Origin of the sequence: Pseudomonas sp. NBRC 111130 (assembly GCF_001320485.1) — a bacterium.
Classification (GTDB): Bacteria; Pseudomonadota; Gammaproteobacteria; order Pseudomonadales; family Pseudomonadaceae; genus Aquipseudomonas; species Aquipseudomonas vlassakiae.
Genome location: NZ_BCBG01000003.1, coordinates 121,063 through 137,465, shown reverse-complemented (window position 1 = coordinate 137,465; position 16,403 = coordinate 121,063). Strand labels below are relative to the sequence as shown.

Below are 16,403 nucleotides of genomic sequence, written 5' to 3'. Positions count from 1 at the left end.
AGTACGGCCCATGCCTCAAGCCCCTTCACCTCACCTGGCATTTATCCAGCGGCGCATGCCCCAGTGGCTGAAATCGTCTACGCCCCGGCAACGCAAACAGCTTGAACTGCGCGTGCGCGGCAGCCATCGCGCCAGCCACCGGCTGCGCAAACATCTGGCAACGCTGCAAGCCCCAGAAGCATTTTGCCGCGCCCACCTGAACGACGCACTTGCATACTGGTTTGCCGAGCGCGAGCTACCCGACGTCGGCCAGGGCTGGCTGTGGCATGCAGCGCTGGGGCGCGGCATGTCCTGGCTGGAAGCCGCCATGCTGAACTTCGATGAAACCGACAAGGTACAGCTGTACCTGCGCAAGGACGCGCCGGCAGCCACCAACATCGATACCGAGCGTTTCGTGAAGATGGTCCGCAACCTCGACCTCGGCCGCCGTTACCAAGATCACCTGGCCGCCCTGCTCGATTCCGAACTGACCGCCCAACTGCAGCAAGACCAGGACCGCGCAGCCTTCGCCGCCGAGTTGAGCCTGGCGCTGCTGCGCGGTCATATCGACAGCCGTGGCGAGTTATTGGGCGAAGCGGCACTGGCGGGGGCTACACAGCTCACTCGCCCCGATGCCAGCCAGCGCGATCTGCAGTGCAGTTATCTGAGCCTGCTCGACTGCCCGCTGAACGGGCCATTGCTCATCACCCTGCAAGCTCACGCCGACACTGAACCCTGCCTGCTTTACCTCCCCGGGCACCCAAGCAGGCCCCTGCGTCAGTACGCCTCCCTCGCAGCACTGGGTCAGAGCCTCACCCGCATGCTCTGGGACGACGATGAACGGCGGTTTTTCTTGCGCTACGTCAGCCATGACCAGCAGCCCCGCTTCGCCATGAGGCTGCGCGAGACCTTGTTCCCCCACTACCCCTACGCCACAGTGCAACCCGGCACACCGATATTGGAGAAAGGCCAGCACGTCAGCTGGATCACCCGGCTTTTCCCTGACCCTCACCATCCGTGGCAAGAAACCCTGGACAAGAATGCACGGTTACCCTGGAGCGCTTCGCGCTGGCGCAGGGACTGCTTTGCAGAACGCGTGCGCACTCAGATCGAACGCAAGCGACAGGATGCGGCCAGCATTGTAGTGCCCACCGAAAAACGCGACGCGGCGGCACTGCTCGAGCGAATTGAAGGCTGGCTGCAGACCGGCCTGAACCTGCTCAATGTTGCCAGCTTCTTCGTACCCGGCCTGGCAGAAGTGATGTTGGTGGTGGGCGGGGCGCAGCTGGTCGACGAATTCCTCGAAGGTGTCCATGCCGCCGATGAAAGCGATACCGACGCCGCTGTCGCCCATTTGTTCGGCGTCTTCGAAAACCTGGTGCTATTCGCCGCACTGGGTACCGCCGGGCACTATGTCGAATCGCCAGGGCCATTGCACCAATGGCACCGCATTGGCCATGGCGACACCGAGCGCCTGTGGCATGGCGACCTTTCAGCGTTCGCCCGGTCTCGCCCATGGCCTGCGGATACACCAGTGACCGCCGATGGCCTGCAGGCATGGCAAGGTCAGCACTGGTGGCAACACGAAGGCAAGGCATTGGCGCTGGCGCCAGAAGCAGAGGGTGGCTGGCGCCTGGCGCCAGGTGAAGGCCATCGCCATCAACCCAGGCTGCTCGGCAACGGTGACGGCAGCTGGCTACTGGAGCATGAGCGGCCACTGGCCTGGCGCAGCCCAGAACTGCCGCGGCGCCTTGGCCGCGCGTGCGCGGGCCTGGACGACGCCGCCCTGGCCAACGCCTTGCGCAGCTGCGGCTACGATGACGCCGCGCTGAGGCGACTGCTGCTCGATCACCGGCCACTGCCCGCGCTGTTGCTGGACGGACTTGAAGCCTTTGGTTCCACGCCGCTGCCGCTCATTGAAAGGGGCGATAGCGCCGTGCTGGCAAGGGACTTTCCTTCGCTCAGCCCACGAGCACGCAACGAAATCCTGGCTGCGGCATCGCCGGGTGACGTGGCACGGCTCAGGCAAACCGGCCGACTGCCGCTGGCCATGGCCGAACAAGCCCGGCTGTACCTGCGCGAAGCGCGACTCAATCGAGCACTGGGCCAACTCCGGCAAGCTTCGGCCAACAGCAGTGATCGCGATGCCCTGGTGTTTGCCAACTTGCCACGCTTGCCGGGGTGGACCGGCAACATCCGCCTTGAACTTGTCGAGCAAGGTCAAGTCATCGAAGCTGTTGGCGCGCCAGGCTCAACGGTCAAGCGCGTCTTGCGCAGCAATCATGGCTACCAGGCAGTCGACGCGTCTGGCCAGACCCTGGAGAACCGGGAGTCGCTTGCTAATGCCATCCTGCATGCCCTGCCAGACAGCGAACGCGACGCACTCGGGCTGGCCATTTACGACGCACCAGCCCTGCAAGATGCCTTGTTCGAACTGGCCCACAGAGACCGCGAAGCAACCGCACGCGACCTGGGCATGGCACCCGTGCGCCCGCTGTACAACCCGCCCAGCTCGCTACCGGGCAGCCACCGGGTTGGCTATCAGCTCAGTGGTCACGGCCGCGGCGTGCTGACCGCCGACCAATTGTTCGACCAGCTTTACCCTGCCGGCAATCTGGAAGAGCGCCAGCTCCTGCGTCAACGCCTGCGCCACCAGGCAGGCCATGGGCCGGGCGCCTTCATGCGCTTGCTGGATGGCCTGCGCAGTGATTATCGGCAGCTGGATAGCGAGCTGCAGAGCTGGGTCGAGTATGGCCAGGGTGCGCAGCGCACCGCACGAGACACCCAGGCCCAGCGCATTCGCCGAGCCTGGCGCAGGGAAAGCCCCGACGAGCCCACCGGTTCGATCGATCACGTCATTCTCGACATCAACGCAGCACAACTGCAAACCTTGCCCAGGTTGAGCGTGACCCTGCCACACGTTCGCGACTTGCGTATCACCGAGCTTCCCGAACGTGTTCACACGCAACTGGACGCCTTTCTCCGGGTTTTCCCCCAGGTCCGCTACCTGGACCTGGAAGGCAATGCCCTGCGCAGCCTTCCTCCGGCACTGGGCGAACTCGGCGAAGTGCAATCACTGGACCTCTCGTACAACGAGCTCGATCTCTCTCAGGAAACCGACCTCACAACCCTCACGCGGCTGACCAACCTCCAGCGCCTGAATCTGTCGCAATGCCTGCAGGACCTGCCGGTCAGTGCCCTGCAACGGCTTGCCAATCTGCCAGCGCTGACGTTTTTCCAGGCCGACCGGAACGCCTTGAGCTTCGGTGTAGAGCACTTCCAGGCACTGCAGGGCTGGCCGAGCCTCACCCACCTTGAACTGGGTCACAACCAGATCGTGCTGACCGAAGCAAGCCGCACGGCACTGGCCGGGCTGAATCGGCTGCGTCTGCTTTCACTGCGTCGCAACCCGCTGGAGCTGGCGCCCGACCTGACTGGCTGGGCTGCACTTGAGCAAATCGACCTGGAGCGCACGCTGATCGTCGAATGGCCTGCCGGCCTGACCACCTTGATGAGCCATGAACCGCTCAACCTCCGCGCCATCGACTTGAGCCTCAATGAACTGAGCGATGCACCCGCCCTGCGCGACACCACCTTCGCCCGCCGATACCGCGAACGCGACCCGGAGCTGAGTTACGCCTTCGACGACAACCCCTTCAACGATCTGGCCTTGCAGCGCCTCGAAGAGGCTGGATTACCTGCCGATCAGCAAGACTTTGAGGAAGACGACTGGTCCGCCGGCTGGCCTGGCGCCCTGCGGGCGCATCTGGCCGAGTTCTGGATGGACGCGAACTGGCAGCCCTTGTTCGACTTGTACCAGCGACTGCCCAACACGGAGGCATACCGGGTCAGCACAGCAGCCATGGACCAACGGATGCGCCAAGTGCTGCAGACCCTGGTTGAAGGCGCACAGTCAGATCAAGCCGGCACAGGCTTTGCCCAACTGCAACAGCAGATCCATGACCTTCTGGTGGACGCTGGCCAGGAATGCGTCGACCAGGCCAGCCTGCTGTTTCAGCAGGTCGAGACAGAAGTCTCGCTTTGGCAGTCCGTGGCCCGCGCAGAACCAGGTGCAGGCAACGAACAAGTGGCCATCGACAGCGCCGCGAGCCTGATGCGTCAGCGTTTGCTCGACGAGCAGATTAGCGGGTTGTTCAACGCTCGGCGCGCCAGGCGCCGTGCACTGGCCGACGCCGGCAATAGCGCTGAGCGCGAGGCTGCACCTGCCTTGTCGAGGCATGATGACCTCAGTGATGCGCAGCTGACCGAGGCGAGCTTCCTGCTGGATGAGCTGGAAATGGCCTTGTACGCACGCATTCGCCTGCAGCAGCGGCTGCGCCTGCCCCCACAACCCGACGGGATGCGTTTCGAGTACCTGGCACGCCTGAGCGATGCCACCTTGCAACGGTTGGAGCAGGCTGTGTGGTCGGATGCGACAGCGACGCGCCTGAGTGCCTGGGTCAGCGACCAACCCTTCTGGCAGCGCTGGCTACAGCGCTTGCGCCCGCAAGCATTCCAGCAGTTCGACCTGCAATGGGAGGGTGCTTCAGAGTATTTCGACACGCTCAATGACAGCGCCAGCGTGACCGGTAGCTACACCGGCCCCGAGGTCCCGCAGGCCTACATCACCCGCCTGGAACAGCACATGGGGCAGATCACCTGGCGCCGCGCAGGCGTGCTGCAACGCGTTGACCTGTCCAACGACGACGCCCTCTACCTACGGGCTTCGGAGCTTTTGCTGCAAAGTCGACAACAGGCGCGGGAAGCGCTGCTGAGGACACTGACTGAAGCCCTGAGCGACGCCAACCCGCATACCTTCGCGGCCAGCCCTTGAACCCGCGCCCCATCATCTTGGCAAGCTGATTGCAGCAGTTGATCAGGCGTTGGCCAGTCCTGATCTGATTTCAGCGGACAGCGTGGGGCAGGAGCTGCGCCCCATGCACCGAACTAGAGCCAAGGCAGTGCTAATGCCCTACAACTGGTCAGACCGGTAAGGCCAAAATCGCTTGCAAACTTGGATTTTTCGCGCTTTTATGATCCCGCGCTGAACATACCGGTAAGACCACAATAATTAAGTCCTGCGCTCTTTCGCCCCGTGCGGCACCGAAGCAAGGACACCGATCTGAGATCCCTCCCATGCTCAAATGGTGCTCGCGTTCGATCTTCCTGCAAGTTGTGCTCGGCCTTGCTCTCGGCATTGCCTGCGGCCTCAGCTTCCCCGACCTTTCCCTGCAGCTCAAACCCCTCGGCGACGGCTTCATCAAGCTGATCAAGATGCTCATCGGCCTGATCGTGTTCTGCGTGGTGGTCAGCGGCATTTCCGGCGCCGGCGACCTGAAGAAGGTCGGGCGCATCGGCCTGAAATCGGTGATCTATTTCGAAGTGCTGACCACCATCGCCCTGGTCATCGGCCTGGTGTTCGCCTTCAGCAGCGGCATCGGCAGCGGCGCCAACATACACCTCGACCAGCTGTCCAGCGCCGATGCCAGCAGCCTGGCCGAGCGCGGCCAGCACATCCATGGGGCCACGGCGTTCTTCATGGACCTGATCCCGACGTCGGTGGTGGGTGCCTTCGCCGACAACAACATCCTCCAGGTGCTGCTGTTCTCGGTACTGTTCGGCAGTGCCTTGAACCTGGTGGGCGACTCGGCCGCTGGCATCTCGCGGCTGATCAACGAACTGAGCCACGTCATCTTCCGCATCATGGGCATGATCGTGCGCCTGGCGCCGATCGGCGTGTTCGGCGCCATCGCCTTCACCACCAGCAAGTACGGCCTGGAATCGCTGCAGCACCTGGGCGGCCTGGTGGCATTGTTCTACCTGACCTGCGCCGGCTTCGTGCTGATTGTGCTGGGTACCGTGATGCGCCTGTCCGGCCTTAAGCTGTTGCCGTTCATCAAGTACCTGCGTGAAGAGCTGACCATCGTCCTGGGCACCGCTTCGTCCGACGCCGTGCTGCCGCAGATCATGCGCAAGCTTGAACACCTGGGCATCGGCAGCTCCACCGTCGGCCTGGTCATTCCCACCGGCTACTCGTTCAACCTCGACGGTTTTTCCATCTACCTGACCCTGGCCATCGTGTTCATTGCCAACGCCACCGGCACACCGCTGGAGATGACCGACCTGCTGACCATTTTGCTGGTGTCGCTGGTGACCTCCAAGGGTGCTCACGGCATCCCAGGCTCGGCGCTGGTAATCCTTGCCGCCACCCTGACCGCCGTGCCGGCGATCCCGGTGGTGGGCCTGGTGCTGGTACTGGCGGTGGACTGGTTCATGGGCATTGGCCGGGCGCTGACCAACCTGATCGGCAACTGCGTGGCCACCGTCGCCATAGCCCGCTGGGAAAAGGACATCGACCTGGAACGTGCGCATAACGTGCTCGATGGCAAACCCGGCTTCGCCCCTGCGCCACGCAAGCAAGCCAACCCCCATCAACAGCAATTCTGAGCGAACGTGGCCGGCGCTGACGCCGGCCCTTGCAGGAGCGAACCGTGATCAGCTCATCGACCGTCGTCAACTCAGTGGTGGAAAAACTGCGCCAGGCCCTGGCCCGCGGCCAGTGGCGCTCCGGCGACATGCTGCCCGGGCAGCGCGAACTGGCCGAACAACTGGGTATCAGCCGCCCCAGCCTGCGCGAAGCGGTGACTGTGCTGGAAACCCTGGGCCTGGTGCGTGCGTTGCCAGGCAAGGGTGTGCTGGTACTGGATCCCGATGCCGTGCCCCAGGACCCAGCCAGCGAAAGCGCCGCAGCGGCCAGCCTGGCCGATGTGCTGGAACTGCGCTACACCCTCGAACCGTTCATCGTCGGGCTGGTCGCGCAATCGGCCAACAGCCAGGACATCGGCCAGCTGCGCCTGACCCTGATGGACATGCGCGAAGCCCTGGAAGCCGATGACAGCGAAGCCGGGGCCAAGGCTTACATCGCGTTCCACGAGGCGCTATTCGCCCTGACCACCAACCCGATCTTCCAGAGCGTGGTGCAGCAGACCGGCAACGCCCTCAAGCAGAGCGCCAGCATGCTGCGCAACTCGCCCGAGCACTTGGCCGCACGGCTCAAGGAGAATGAAGCGGTGGTGCGCGCCATCCGCGAACGCAACAGTGCCCAGGCCAGCGCCCAGATGCGCCAGCACATTCTCGCCGAAGGCCAGCGCATGGGCATTCAACTCAATATCCCGGACGACCAGCCCGGCCAATGACCCTTGGAGAGCGACCATGACCGCCTGCGCCCACGCCGCCCCCCGCCTGCCTGCCCTGCTCGCCGCCGGCGAGACCCGCCTGTCGGCCGAGCAGATCTACCCGCGTCTGTTCGACGCGATCCTCGAACAGCGCCTGCCGCCTGGCAGCCTGTTGCCCGAACAGGCCCTGGGCAATGCCTTTGGCGTCAGCCGCACGGTGATCCGCCGGGTGCTCGGGCGTCTGTCGGACCAGCAAGTGGTGGTGCAGCGCCCCAGCCACACTGCCCACCTGGCTGCGCCCGACCCGCAGCAGGCGCGCCAGGTACTGAGTGCCCGGCGCCTGGCCGAAACCACCCTGATCAGCCTGGCCGCACAACGCGCACGGCCGGTGCAGGTTCGCCAGCTGCGCCAACTGGTCGAACGCGAGCGCCAGCACCACGAACGCGGTGAACGCTGCGCCGCCATCCGCCTGGGTGGCGAATTTCACCTCAAGCTCGCCCAGGTGGCGGCCAATGCGCCGCTGGCGCGCTTCCTCAACGGCCTGGTACCCATGACGTCGCTGATCATCGCCCGCTATGAATCGCCTTGCTGCGACCACTGCGCCTGGGAGGAACATGCCGCGATCATCGATGCCGTTGAAGCCGGTGATGCAGAGGCGGCACTGGCGTTGATGCATGATCATCTCGACCGTCTGGAAGACAAGCTCGACCTTGGCTGACCACGGCCGATAGGCTGCACGGCAGCCCCCTGAGCTGCGCCCTATACTCGGATGACCACCCCGCCTCTACCCGGGAGGCAGCCGAGTGAGCCGAAGATTGCTGGTCCTGCTGTGCATCTTGCTGGCTATCGCCGGCTGCGCAGGCAAACGCCCGCCGGCCCCGCCCCCGCCAGTGGTACTCGACCCCGCCAGCTGGCAGCGCATCGACCAGGAGCTGATCGAGGCCTCGGTCGGCGCGGCCGGCTCGGCCAACGACTATGCACGGCGCTCGATGCGGGTATGGAAGGAACAGGTGCAGCAACGCACCGAAAACGACTTTATCCCTTGGTTCACCGGTTACTGGACCCAACAATGGCTGACCATGAAGGTAGCCTGGTACAAGCTCGACAGCGGCGAAGGCCGCGAGCCTGCAGAGAAGCGCCTGGCTTTGTACCTGCAGGAGCAGTACCACGAGCGGGTGATCGAACCCGTGGCCGAACAGATCAACCCAGAAGGCATTCGCGATCGTGCCTGCGAGCTGTACGTGCAACTGTTCGGCCAGCAACTGCCAGCAATCATCCAGCGCTTCCATGCGCCGCCCGAGCAGTTCAGCCAGCGCCTGAATCGCATCCCGGCGATCAACCTGGGGCCGCCACCCGCCCGCAATGCCTCGCTCTATCAATTGCTCCGGGCCAAGCCGCTCGAGCAGCAACCGGCCTGGCTGGCGTTGCGCGAGCACTTGCACAAGCAGGCCGCCAAAGGCCCGGGGAAAACCGATGTGAGCTTGTCGTCCGTGGCCACCAATGCCAGTGAGAAACTCGGCGCCACCCTGGCCCCTCGCGGCATCGCCAGTGCCGTCGCCAGTGCCGTGGGCAAGGTGGCAGGCGCGATGATCTCGATCGCGGCGACCGGCTACGGCATCATGTCGCACAACCGTGACCAGCCGCAGATGGTCGAGCAACTGCGGGTCATCCTCAATGTCGCGCTCAACCAGGAATGGCAGGAGCTGATGGAAAACCGCCAGAGCGGCGCCCTGGCGGGGGTGTACTACCTGTCTGGGCAGGTCGAGGACAGCCTGCTGGCGACCATGCCACAACCTTCGATGGAGCAGCAGACCGAACAGCGCCAGGCACCCACAAGACAGGAGCCTCTTCTGATTCGCTTGCCCTAGGTTCCTGTTCCGGCCTTTTCGCGGCTAAAGCCGCTCCAACAGGGGCACCACTGTTCCCGAGGGCAGTGACATACCTGTGGGAGCGGCTTTAGCCGCGAAGAGGCCTGACCTGCCTGCCTCAGGCAGCGGCCATCGCCGAAGTCGGCAAGCCAAAGATCCGGTCGAACGCCCAGTTGTAGGCGAAGGTGTAGCACGGGATCAGAACGATGAACGCCAGGTCCACCAGCAACGCCTCCACCAGGCTCATGTCCAGCCACCAGGCAATCAGCGGAATCAGGTACACCACCAAGGTCAACTGAAAGCCGACGGCATGCGCCACCCGCCGCGCCACGCTGCGCCCACGCTTGGCCTGGCGGCTCTCCCAGTACTCGAAGAGGCTGTTGTAGATCAGGTTCCAGAGCATGGCGATGGTGGTGATCATCACCGCCAGCGGCCCGGTGTGCGAAGCCTGGGTGTCGGACAGGTAGGCCAGCCCCAGCGTCGACATGCACAGGCCGATGAGTTCATAGGCGGTCACGTAGACCAGTTTGCGTTTGACGCCCTGCACGGGTTACCTCATGTGTCGAATTGCGAGAGCGCAAGGATGATTCACCTGGCTTGACAGGAAAAGTCAACAGCCTTCAGATTGACTGACAGGAGGCCGCCATGAACTTTTCCAGCGATAACATCCAGCTGTTTCTTGCCGTGCTCGACCGCGGCTCGTTTTCCGCCGCTGCCCGCGCCCTGCACCGGGTGCCTTCGGCGGTGAGCATGGCCATTGGCAACCTCGAAGCCGAACTGGGCTACACCCTGTTCGAGCGCGGCTCACGCGAAGTCCGCGCCACCGCCCAGGCGTTGGCACTCGAGCCCCATGCACGGCTGATCGCCGAGCAACTGGGCTTGTTGCAGGTGCACGCGCTGGAACTGTCCCAGGGCCTGGAAAGCAGCCTTACCCTCGCCGTGGTCCCGGATATCGATCATCGCCCGTTGCTCGCCGCCATTGCCAACCTCGGCGCCCGCTACCCGTTGCTCGACATCCAGTTGCTCAGCGCTCCCCAGGAAGAAGCCCTGCAGCTGCTCGACAGCGGCCGCGTCGATCTGTGCCTGGCTTTTGCCGGCTTGCAGGTCGATGCCCGGCGCAGTTTCCAGCACATCGGCATGGAAACGCTGGTGGCCACCTTGTCGCCCACCCACCCGGCCCTGCTCGAGGGCCGTATTCACTACCTCGAGGACCTGGTCAACGTGCGCCAGATCCTGGTCCGCAGCCGCGACCTGCCACTGCTCGACCCACGCCCACTGATCGGCGCCACGCACTGGTCCACCGATAGTTTCGACCTGGCCCTGCAGATGGTCGAAGCCGGCCTTGGCTGGGGCGACCTGCCCCTGGCCCGGGTCGCGCCGCTGGTCGCGGCCGGGCGCCTGGTGCGCCTGCAATTTGGCAATACCCGCAACGAACTGCAGCTGCCAATCCATGTGCTCTGGCGCAAGCAGCATCCGCTGCACCAGGGCGCTCGCCTGCTGATCGATCTGCTGGCAGCAGGCTAGCCCACCGTCCGTCGTCGGTGAGCCAGGCAAATAGCTAATTGTTTCAACCTTTTACCAAGCGCGCCGATAACAGGTAGGACAGGACTCGCCTTTTCGCCACAAGCACGCGGCGCCCTTCCCATCCTTGGCTCAAGGTCTCGAAACATGAACCTGAAATTTCGCCACAAGATCCTTCTCAGCGCCTGCGGTGTCGTGGTGCTGGCCTTTGCACTGTTCACGCTCTACAACGATTACCTGCAACGCAACACCCTTCGCCAGAATATCGAATCGTCCGTGCAACAGTCTGGCGCGCTGACTGCCAGCAGCGTGCAGAACTGGATGAGCGGGCGCATCCTGGTGCTGGAAAACCTGGCGCAGGACATTGCCGAACAAGGGGCAGGAGAAACCTTGGGCGGGCTGATCGAGCAGCCTTCCTATACGCGAAATTTCCTTTTCACCTATCTGGGCCAGGCCAACGGCGCATTCACCCAGCGCCCTGACACCCAGATGCCGGCCGGCTACGACCCCCGCCAGCGGCCGTGGTACAGCAGCGCGGCCAGCGCCGGCCAGACCGTGCTCACCGCCCCTTACCAGGGCGCAGTCGGTGGCCTCATGGTCACCATCGCGGTACCGGTGAAAAGCAAGCGTAACGGCGAACTGATCGGCGTGGTCGGCGGTGACCTGACCCTTGACACCCTGGTAGAGATCATCAACTCGGTCGACTTCGGTGGCATCGGCCACGCCTTCCTCGCCGACAGCAGTGGCCAGGTGATCGTCAGCCCGGACAAAGACCAGCTGATGAAAAACCTCAAGGACATCTACCCCGGCAGCGGCCTGCGGGTGGCCGCTGGCATGCAGGACGTCACCCTCAACGGTGAAGAACGGCTGATCTCGTTCGCCCCGGTGGCCGGCCTGCCGTCGGCGCAGTGGTACATCGGCCTGTCGATCGACAAGGACAAAGCCTACGCTGCACTCAGCCAGTTCCGAACTTCAGCGATCATCGCCATGCTCATCGCCGTAGTCGCCATCGCCGTGCTGCTGGGCCTGCTGATCCCGGTGCTGATGCGCCCGCTGACCACCATGGGCCGCGCCATGCGTGACATTGCCGAAGGTGAAGGCGACCTGACCCGCCGGCTCGAGGTGCAGCACAAGGACGAATTCGGCGAGCTGGCCAGCTCGTTCAACCGCTTCGTCGAGCGTATCCACACCTCGATCAGCGAAGTCTCTTCGGCCACCCGCCTGGTGCACGATCTGTCGGAAAAAGTCGTCGACGCCTCCAACGCCTCGATCATCGGTTCCGAAGAACAGAGCATGCGCACCAACAGCGTGGCCGCGGCCATCAACCAGCTGGGCGCCGCGACCCAGGAAATCGCCCGCAATGCGGCCGACGCCTCGCAACACGCCAGCGGTGCCAGTGAGCAGGCCCACGGCGGCCGTGAAGTGGTCGAGCAGGCGATCAGCGCCATGACTGCGCTTTCCCAGCGCATCAGCGAATCGTGCCAGCAGATCGAAACCCTCAATGCCAGCACCGATGAGATCGGCAAGATTCTCGACGTGATCAAGGGCATTTCCCAGCAGACCAACCTGCTGGCGCTCAACGCCGCCATCGAAGCCGCCCGCGCCGGTGAGGCCGGACGCGGCTTTGCCGTGGTCGCCGACGAGGTGCGCAACCTGGCCCACCGCACCCAGGAATCGGCCGAGGAAATCCACCGCATGATCACCAGCCTGCAGGTGGGCTCGCGTGAGGCGGTGCACACCATGAATACCAGCCAGGTATCGAGCGAACAGACCGTGCAGGTGGCCAACCAGGCCGGTGAACGCCTGGCCAGTGTCACCGAGCGCATCGGTGAAATCGATGGCATGAACCAATCGGTGGCCACCGCTACCGAGGAGCAGACCGCAGTGGTCGAGAGCCTGAACCTGGACATCACCCAGATCAACGCGCTGAACCAGCAAGGGGTGCAAAACCTCAACCAGACCCTGCAGCATTGCGATGCGCTCGCTCAACAGGCCGGGCGCCTGAAGCAGCTGGTAGGCAGCTTCCGCATCTGATGACGTGTAACCCCTCGTCGGCGCTTGCCGACGAGGGCTTTCGCCAGCGCACGTCTGCATCAACCCAAGAACCGGTTATAACCTAATAACGAACAAGTCTATTTGGCTATAAAAACTCCCTATATGCTGGCACGCATCCGATAACGGGCAAAGCTGGGCAGTCGAGTAGCGTATGGATGTAGGTTCTTTCGGTTTCACCATTGCCGGACTGGTTGTGGGTTTCATCGTCGGCATGACCGGCGTCGGTGGTGGCTCACTGATGACCCCGATCCTGCTGTGGTTCGGCATCAACCCGGCGACTGCCGTGGGCACCGACTTGTTGTATGCGGCGATCACCAAGGGCAGTGGCGTCTGGGTGCATGCCCGACAGAAGAACATCGACTGGAAGATCACCGGCCTGCTCAGCCTCGGTAGCGTACCGGCGGCAGCCCTGACCCTGTGGTTCCTCAGCAGCCTGCACACCGACACCACGGCGCTGAACGCCATTATCAAGCAGGGCCTGGCGGTGGTGCTGATCCTCACCGCCCTGGCAATCCTGTTCAAGACGCGCCTGCAAGCGTTCGCCAGCCGTCATGCGGGTGACCACTATCACCTCAGCGACCGCAGCCTGAACGTTCTCACTGTGCTGACCGGCGTACTGCTGGGCGTCATGGTCACCCTGACCTCGATCGGTGCCGGCGCCCTGGGTACCGTGGCGCTGTTCCTGCTCTACCCCTTCCTGGCCACCCGTCGCCTGGTTGGCACCGAAATCGCCCATGCCGTCCCCCTGACCTTGGTTGCCGGTATCGGCCACGCCGGCATGGGCAACATGGACTGGTCGCTGCTGGGTTACCTGCTGCTGGGCTCGCTGCCGGGCATCTACCTTGGCAGCCACCTCACCGGGCGCATCTCTGATCGCGTCCTGCGCCCTTGCCTGGCGACCATGTTGCTGCTGATCGGCTACAAGCTGGTGTTCTGACCTGGCAACCGGCGCTTGCTCAACCCAGACGCAAGCGCCACTGCCCGGCAAAGCTCAACTCGACCCGCGACAACGGCAGCACATCGATCCGCTGCGCAGCAGCCAGCGGGCATTCCAGCACCGCCACCAGTGCGGCGCGGATCACCCAGGGGTGAGTGACCGCCAGCCACTCACCCGGCCCGTCGAAGGCCGTCAACCATGCCTTTACACGTTCGCACACCTGCGCAAACGATTCACCGCCAGGGGGCGCACTGAGCGGGTCGGCGAGCCACAGCGCCAACGCCTGAGGCTGCTCGGCCTGCAACTGTTTGAGTGGCAAACCCTGCCAATGGCCAAGGGCGCAATCGGCCAATGCCGGTACGCACTGCACCTGCGACGAGAGGCACAGCGCCGTCTCCTGCGCGCGCCGCTCAGGCGCAGCCAGCAGCTGCATGCCGGGAGTAGACGCCAAGGACTCGAGGGCCGAAGGCAAAATGCCGTCGTCGGGCTGCGCCAGGCGCCCGCTTTTCTGGGCCGGGGTCAGGGCATGGCAGAGCAAGGTCAGGCGTACGGCTTTCACCAAGGCGTTCTTCATTGAAAGTCAGGCCGACTGGTTTAACATGCCAGCCACTTTTTTACCGCAACAAAGTCACGCCAGGGCGGAACGTCGAGTTAGCATCGCCACTCCTACCTAGGCGAAATGCCACCAGAGCCAGATCGATGCCCACCACTACGCCCAGCCCTTTGCTACTTGCCCTGCGCCAAGGCACCCGTGACTGCCACAAGCTGCTGGAGGCGCGCCTGCCGTTCTTCAGCCCCAGCTTCGATAGCGCTGACTATCGGCGCCTGCTGCAGGCCTACTACGGTTTTCACTTTCCCCTGGAACATCGCTTGAGCGATTACCAGGGACGAGAGCGCCACAAGGCCCCAACCTTGGCCCGCGACCTGCTGGCCTTGGGCCTGAGCGAAGCCGACATCGGCGCCCTGCCGCTGTGCCAGGCACTGCCGGCCATCCACGACGAGGCCAGCGCGCTGGGTGTTATGTACGTGCTGGAGGGTTCGACCCTGGGTGGCCAGGTGCTCAAGCGGGCGATGGCCGAGCGCCTGGGCATCGGCCACGACAGCGGTGCAGCCTTTCTCGACGTGTATGGCGAACGGACCGGCAGCTACTGGCGAAGCTTCCTGGAGCGGCTTGGCCGGGCACCGGCTGCAGAACAGGCCGCTACCATGCAGGCCGCCATCGACACCTTTACCCGCTTCGAAGCGTGGCTGGACCATCGCGGTGTCTTGCACTAGCGACTGCCGCTTGCCCTGACCGGTGTCTTCAGCATGCTCGCGAGCGACCCTGGCCATCCATTGGCCGGTCAGATCCTTGTAGTTGAAAGGTACGATTTCAGGTACAACCCACAGACGCTTCACGTCGACCCTCTCCCTCAACGAATCCCTTGCCCATGCTCCCAGCCGCACTGATCTTCCTGTTCACCCTGACCCTGGTCATCTGGCAGCCCAAGGGCCTCGGCGTCGGCTGGAGCGCCAGCCTTGGCGCCGTGCTGGCGCTGTTGTTCGGGGTGGTCTCAGTGCAGGACATCCCCACCGTATGGGCGATCATCTGGAACGCCACCGGCACCTTCATCGCCCTGATCGTCATCAGCCTGTTGCTGGATGAGGCGGGTTTCTTCGAATGGACAGCGCTGCACGTGGCACGTTGGGCGCGCGGCGACGGGCGCAGGCTGTTCGCCTTCATGGTGCTGCTGGGGGCTGCGGTGTCGGCATTGTTCGCCAATGACGGGGCAGCGCTGATCCTCACCCCGATCGTCATGTCGATGCTGCTGGCCCTGCGTTTCTCCCCCGCAGCGACCCTCGCCTTCGTCATGGGTGCCGGTTTCATTGCCGACACCGCCAGCCTGCCGTTGGTCGTGTCGAACCTGGTGAACATTGTTTCAGCTGACTACTTCGGCCTCGGTTTCAATGCCTACGCGTCGGTGATGGTGCCGGTGAACCTGGTGGCGGTGGCGGCCACGCTGCTGGTGCTGGGGTTGTATTTTCGCCGTGACATCCCGGCCCGATACACTGCCGAGGACCTCAAGCTACCGGCCCTGGCCATCCGCGATCGCGCTACCTTCCGCGTCGGCTGGGTAGTGCTTGTGGGCCTGCTGGCCGGGTTGTTCGTGCTGGAGCCGCTCGGCATTCCGGTCAGCGCCGTGTCCACTGCGGGGGCGCTGGTGCTGTTCGCGGTGGCTGCGCGCGGCCACGTCATCATGACCCGCCGCGTGCTGCGTGAGGCGCCGTGGCACATCGTGGTGTTCTCGCTGGGCATGTACCTGGTGGTCTACGGGCTGCGCAATGCCGGCCTGACCGACTCGCTGACCCACGTGCTCAATGGCCTGGCCGGGCATGGCCTGTGGGCGGCATCACTGGGAACCGGGCTGATTGCCGCGCTGCTGTCCTCGGTGATGAACAACCTGCCCAGCGTGCTGATCGGCGCACTGTCGATCCACGCCAGCGAGGCGCACGGCGTGGTACGCGAGGCAATGATCTACGCCAACGTGATCGGCTGCGACCTGGGGCCGAAGATTACGCCGATCGGCAGCCTGGCGACCTTGCTCTGGCTGCATGTGCTGGCGCGCAAGGGAGTGACGATTGGCTGGGGGTATTACTTCAAGGTTGGCGTGCTGCTTACAGTGCCGGTGCTGCTGGTGACCTTGGCGGCGCTGGCAGTGCGGCTGAGCATTTGAGATCGCCGGGCAGGCTTGGCCTCGGCACCGCGAGCGACGACACAGCCGTCATTGTTGCTGAGCACGACGATGGGCGTACGTTGCGGGCTTCATTGCAAATATCATCGATACTGTATCTATATACAGTGAATCACAACGCCTTGCCGATGCCTCC

At 64.0% G+C, this 16,403-nt stretch carries 12 protein-coding genes and 1 pseudogene; 11 read left to right on the top strand and 2 right to left on the bottom strand.

The window, feature by feature from the left end; all coding sequences use genetic code 11:
- Nucleotides 1-10: 10 nt before the first annotated feature.
- The 5 genes from APH33_RS02000 (at nucleotide 11) to APH33_RS01980 (ending at nucleotide 9,022) form a co-directional block, all read left to right on the top strand.
- A complete protein-coding gene (locus APH33_RS02000) occupies nucleotides 11-4,813 on the top strand; it encodes a dermonecrotic toxin domain-containing protein (RefSeq protein WP_054883544.1) in 4,803 nt (1,600 codons plus the stop codon).
- Between the two features lie 302 nt (nucleotides 4,814-5,115).
- Entirely contained in the window at nucleotides 5,116-6,426 is a 1,311-nt protein-coding gene (locus APH33_RS01995; protein WP_054883543.1) for a C4-dicarboxylate transporter DctA, read from the top strand.
- A gap of 44 nt (nucleotides 6,427-6,470) precedes the next feature.
- Nucleotides 6,471-7,175: a FadR/GntR family transcriptional regulator gene (locus APH33_RS01990; protein ID WP_054883542.1), complete on the top strand. Its 705-nt coding sequence runs from the start codon at nucleotides 6,471-6,473 to the stop codon at nucleotides 7,173-7,175.
- Nucleotides 7,176-7,191: 16 nt separating this feature from the next.
- The gene (locus tag APH33_RS01985; RefSeq protein WP_054883541.1) at nucleotides 7,192-7,872 is read left to right on the top strand and encodes a GntR family transcriptional regulator; all 681 of its coding nucleotides are present in this window, start codon (nucleotides 7,192-7,194) and stop codon (nucleotides 7,870-7,872) included.
- An 85-nt stretch (nucleotides 7,873-7,957) separates the two neighbouring features.
- Nucleotides 7,958-9,022, top strand: coding sequence for a hypothetical protein (locus APH33_RS01980; RefSeq protein ID WP_054883540.1), 1,065 nt, complete (start codon nucleotides 7,958-7,960; stop codon nucleotides 9,020-9,022).
- Between the two features lie 118 nt (nucleotides 9,023-9,140).
- Here the strand turns inward: APH33_RS01980 and APH33_RS01975 are convergent, their stop codons facing one another.
- On the bottom strand, nucleotides 9,141-9,569 hold the full coding sequence (locus APH33_RS01975) for a PACE efflux transporter (protein ID WP_054883539.1): 429 nt from the start codon (nucleotides 9,567-9,569) through the stop codon (nucleotides 9,141-9,143).
- A gap of 98 nt (nucleotides 9,570-9,667) precedes the next feature.
- On the opposite strand from APH33_RS01975, the gene APH33_RS01970 reads away from it, so the two are divergent.
- The 4 genes and pseudogenes from APH33_RS01970 to APH33_RS01960 all read left to right on the top strand — a co-directional run bounded on the left by APH33_RS01970 (nucleotide 9,668) and on the right by APH33_RS01960 (nucleotide 13,535).
- Nucleotides 9,668-10,546 carry a LysR family transcriptional regulator gene (locus tag APH33_RS01970; protein ID WP_054883538.1) on the top strand — a complete coding sequence of 293 codons (879 nt, stop codon included), beginning with the start codon at nucleotides 9,668-9,670 and terminating at the stop codon, nucleotides 10,544-10,546.
- A gap of 144 nt (nucleotides 10,547-10,690) precedes the next feature.
- Nucleotides 10,691-11,719: pseudogene (mcpA, locus tag APH33_RS27890) on the top strand (methyl-accepting chemotaxis protein McpA); the annotation flags it as partial.
- A 117-nt stretch (nucleotides 11,720-11,836) separates the two neighbouring features.
- Nucleotides 11,837-12,577: a methyl-accepting chemotaxis protein gene (locus APH33_RS27885; RefSeq protein ID WP_371263233.1), complete on the top strand. Its 741-nt coding sequence runs from the start codon at nucleotides 11,837-11,839 to the stop codon at nucleotides 12,575-12,577.
- A 172-nt stretch (nucleotides 12,578-12,749) separates the two neighbouring features.
- On the top strand, nucleotides 12,750-13,535 hold the full coding sequence (locus tag APH33_RS01960) for a sulfite exporter TauE/SafE family protein (RefSeq protein ID WP_054883536.1): 786 nt from the start codon (nucleotides 12,750-12,752) through the stop codon (nucleotides 13,533-13,535).
- Nucleotides 13,536-13,554: 19 nt separating this feature from the next.
- On the opposite strand, the gene APH33_RS01955 is transcribed toward APH33_RS01960, so the two are convergent.
- Nucleotides 13,555-14,094: a histidine phosphatase family protein gene (locus APH33_RS01955; RefSeq protein ID WP_054883663.1), complete on the bottom strand. Its 540-nt coding sequence runs from the start codon at nucleotides 14,092-14,094 to the stop codon at nucleotides 13,555-13,557.
- Between the two features lie 140 nt (nucleotides 14,095-14,234).
- Between APH33_RS01955 and APH33_RS01950 the strand changes: the two genes are divergently transcribed.
- Together APH33_RS01950 and APH33_RS01945 are read left to right on the top strand one after the other, a co-directional pair.
- Nucleotides 14,235-14,810, top strand: coding sequence for a biliverdin-producing heme oxygenase (locus tag APH33_RS01950; RefSeq protein ID WP_054883535.1), 576 nt, complete (start codon nucleotides 14,235-14,237; stop codon nucleotides 14,808-14,810).
- A gap of 155 nt (nucleotides 14,811-14,965) precedes the next feature.
- On the top strand, nucleotides 14,966-16,249 hold the full coding sequence (locus APH33_RS01945) for an arsenic transporter (RefSeq protein ID WP_054883534.1): 1,284 nt from the start codon (nucleotides 14,966-14,968) through the stop codon (nucleotides 16,247-16,249).
- The last annotated feature ends 154 nt before the right edge of the window (nucleotides 16,250-16,403 follow it).

What these genes read in the sequence shown, in the direction of transcription:
- APH33_RS01945 (WP_054883534.1), top strand. Translation starts at nt 14,966, where the DNA reads ATGCTCCCAGCCGCACTGATCTTCCTGTTCACCCTGACCCTGGTCATC.
- APH33_RS01960 (WP_054883536.1), top strand. Translation starts at nt 12,750, where the DNA reads ATGGATGTAGGTTCTTTCGGTTTCACCATTGCCGGACTGGTTGTGGGT.
- APH33_RS01995 (WP_054883543.1), top strand. Translation starts at nt 5,116, where the DNA reads ATGCTCAAATGGTGCTCGCGTTCGATCTTCCTGCAAGTTGTGCTCGGC.
- APH33_RS01950 (WP_054883535.1), top strand. Translation starts at nt 14,235, where the DNA reads ATGCCCACCACTACGCCCAGCCCTTTGCTACTTGCCCTGCGCCAAGGC.
- APH33_RS01985 (WP_054883541.1), top strand. Translation starts at nt 7,192, where the DNA reads ATGACCGCCTGCGCCCACGCCGCCCCCCGCCTGCCTGCCCTGCTCGCC.
- APH33_RS02000 (WP_054883544.1), top strand. Translation starts at nt 11, where the DNA reads ATGCCTCAAGCCCCTTCACCTCACCTGGCATTTATCCAGCGGCGCATG.
- APH33_RS01970 (WP_054883538.1), top strand. Translation starts at nt 9,668, where the DNA reads ATGAACTTTTCCAGCGATAACATCCAGCTGTTTCTTGCCGTGCTCGAC.
- APH33_RS27885 (WP_371263233.1), top strand. Translation starts at nt 11,837, where the DNA reads ATGCGCACCAACAGCGTGGCCGCGGCCATCAACCAGCTGGGCGCCGCG.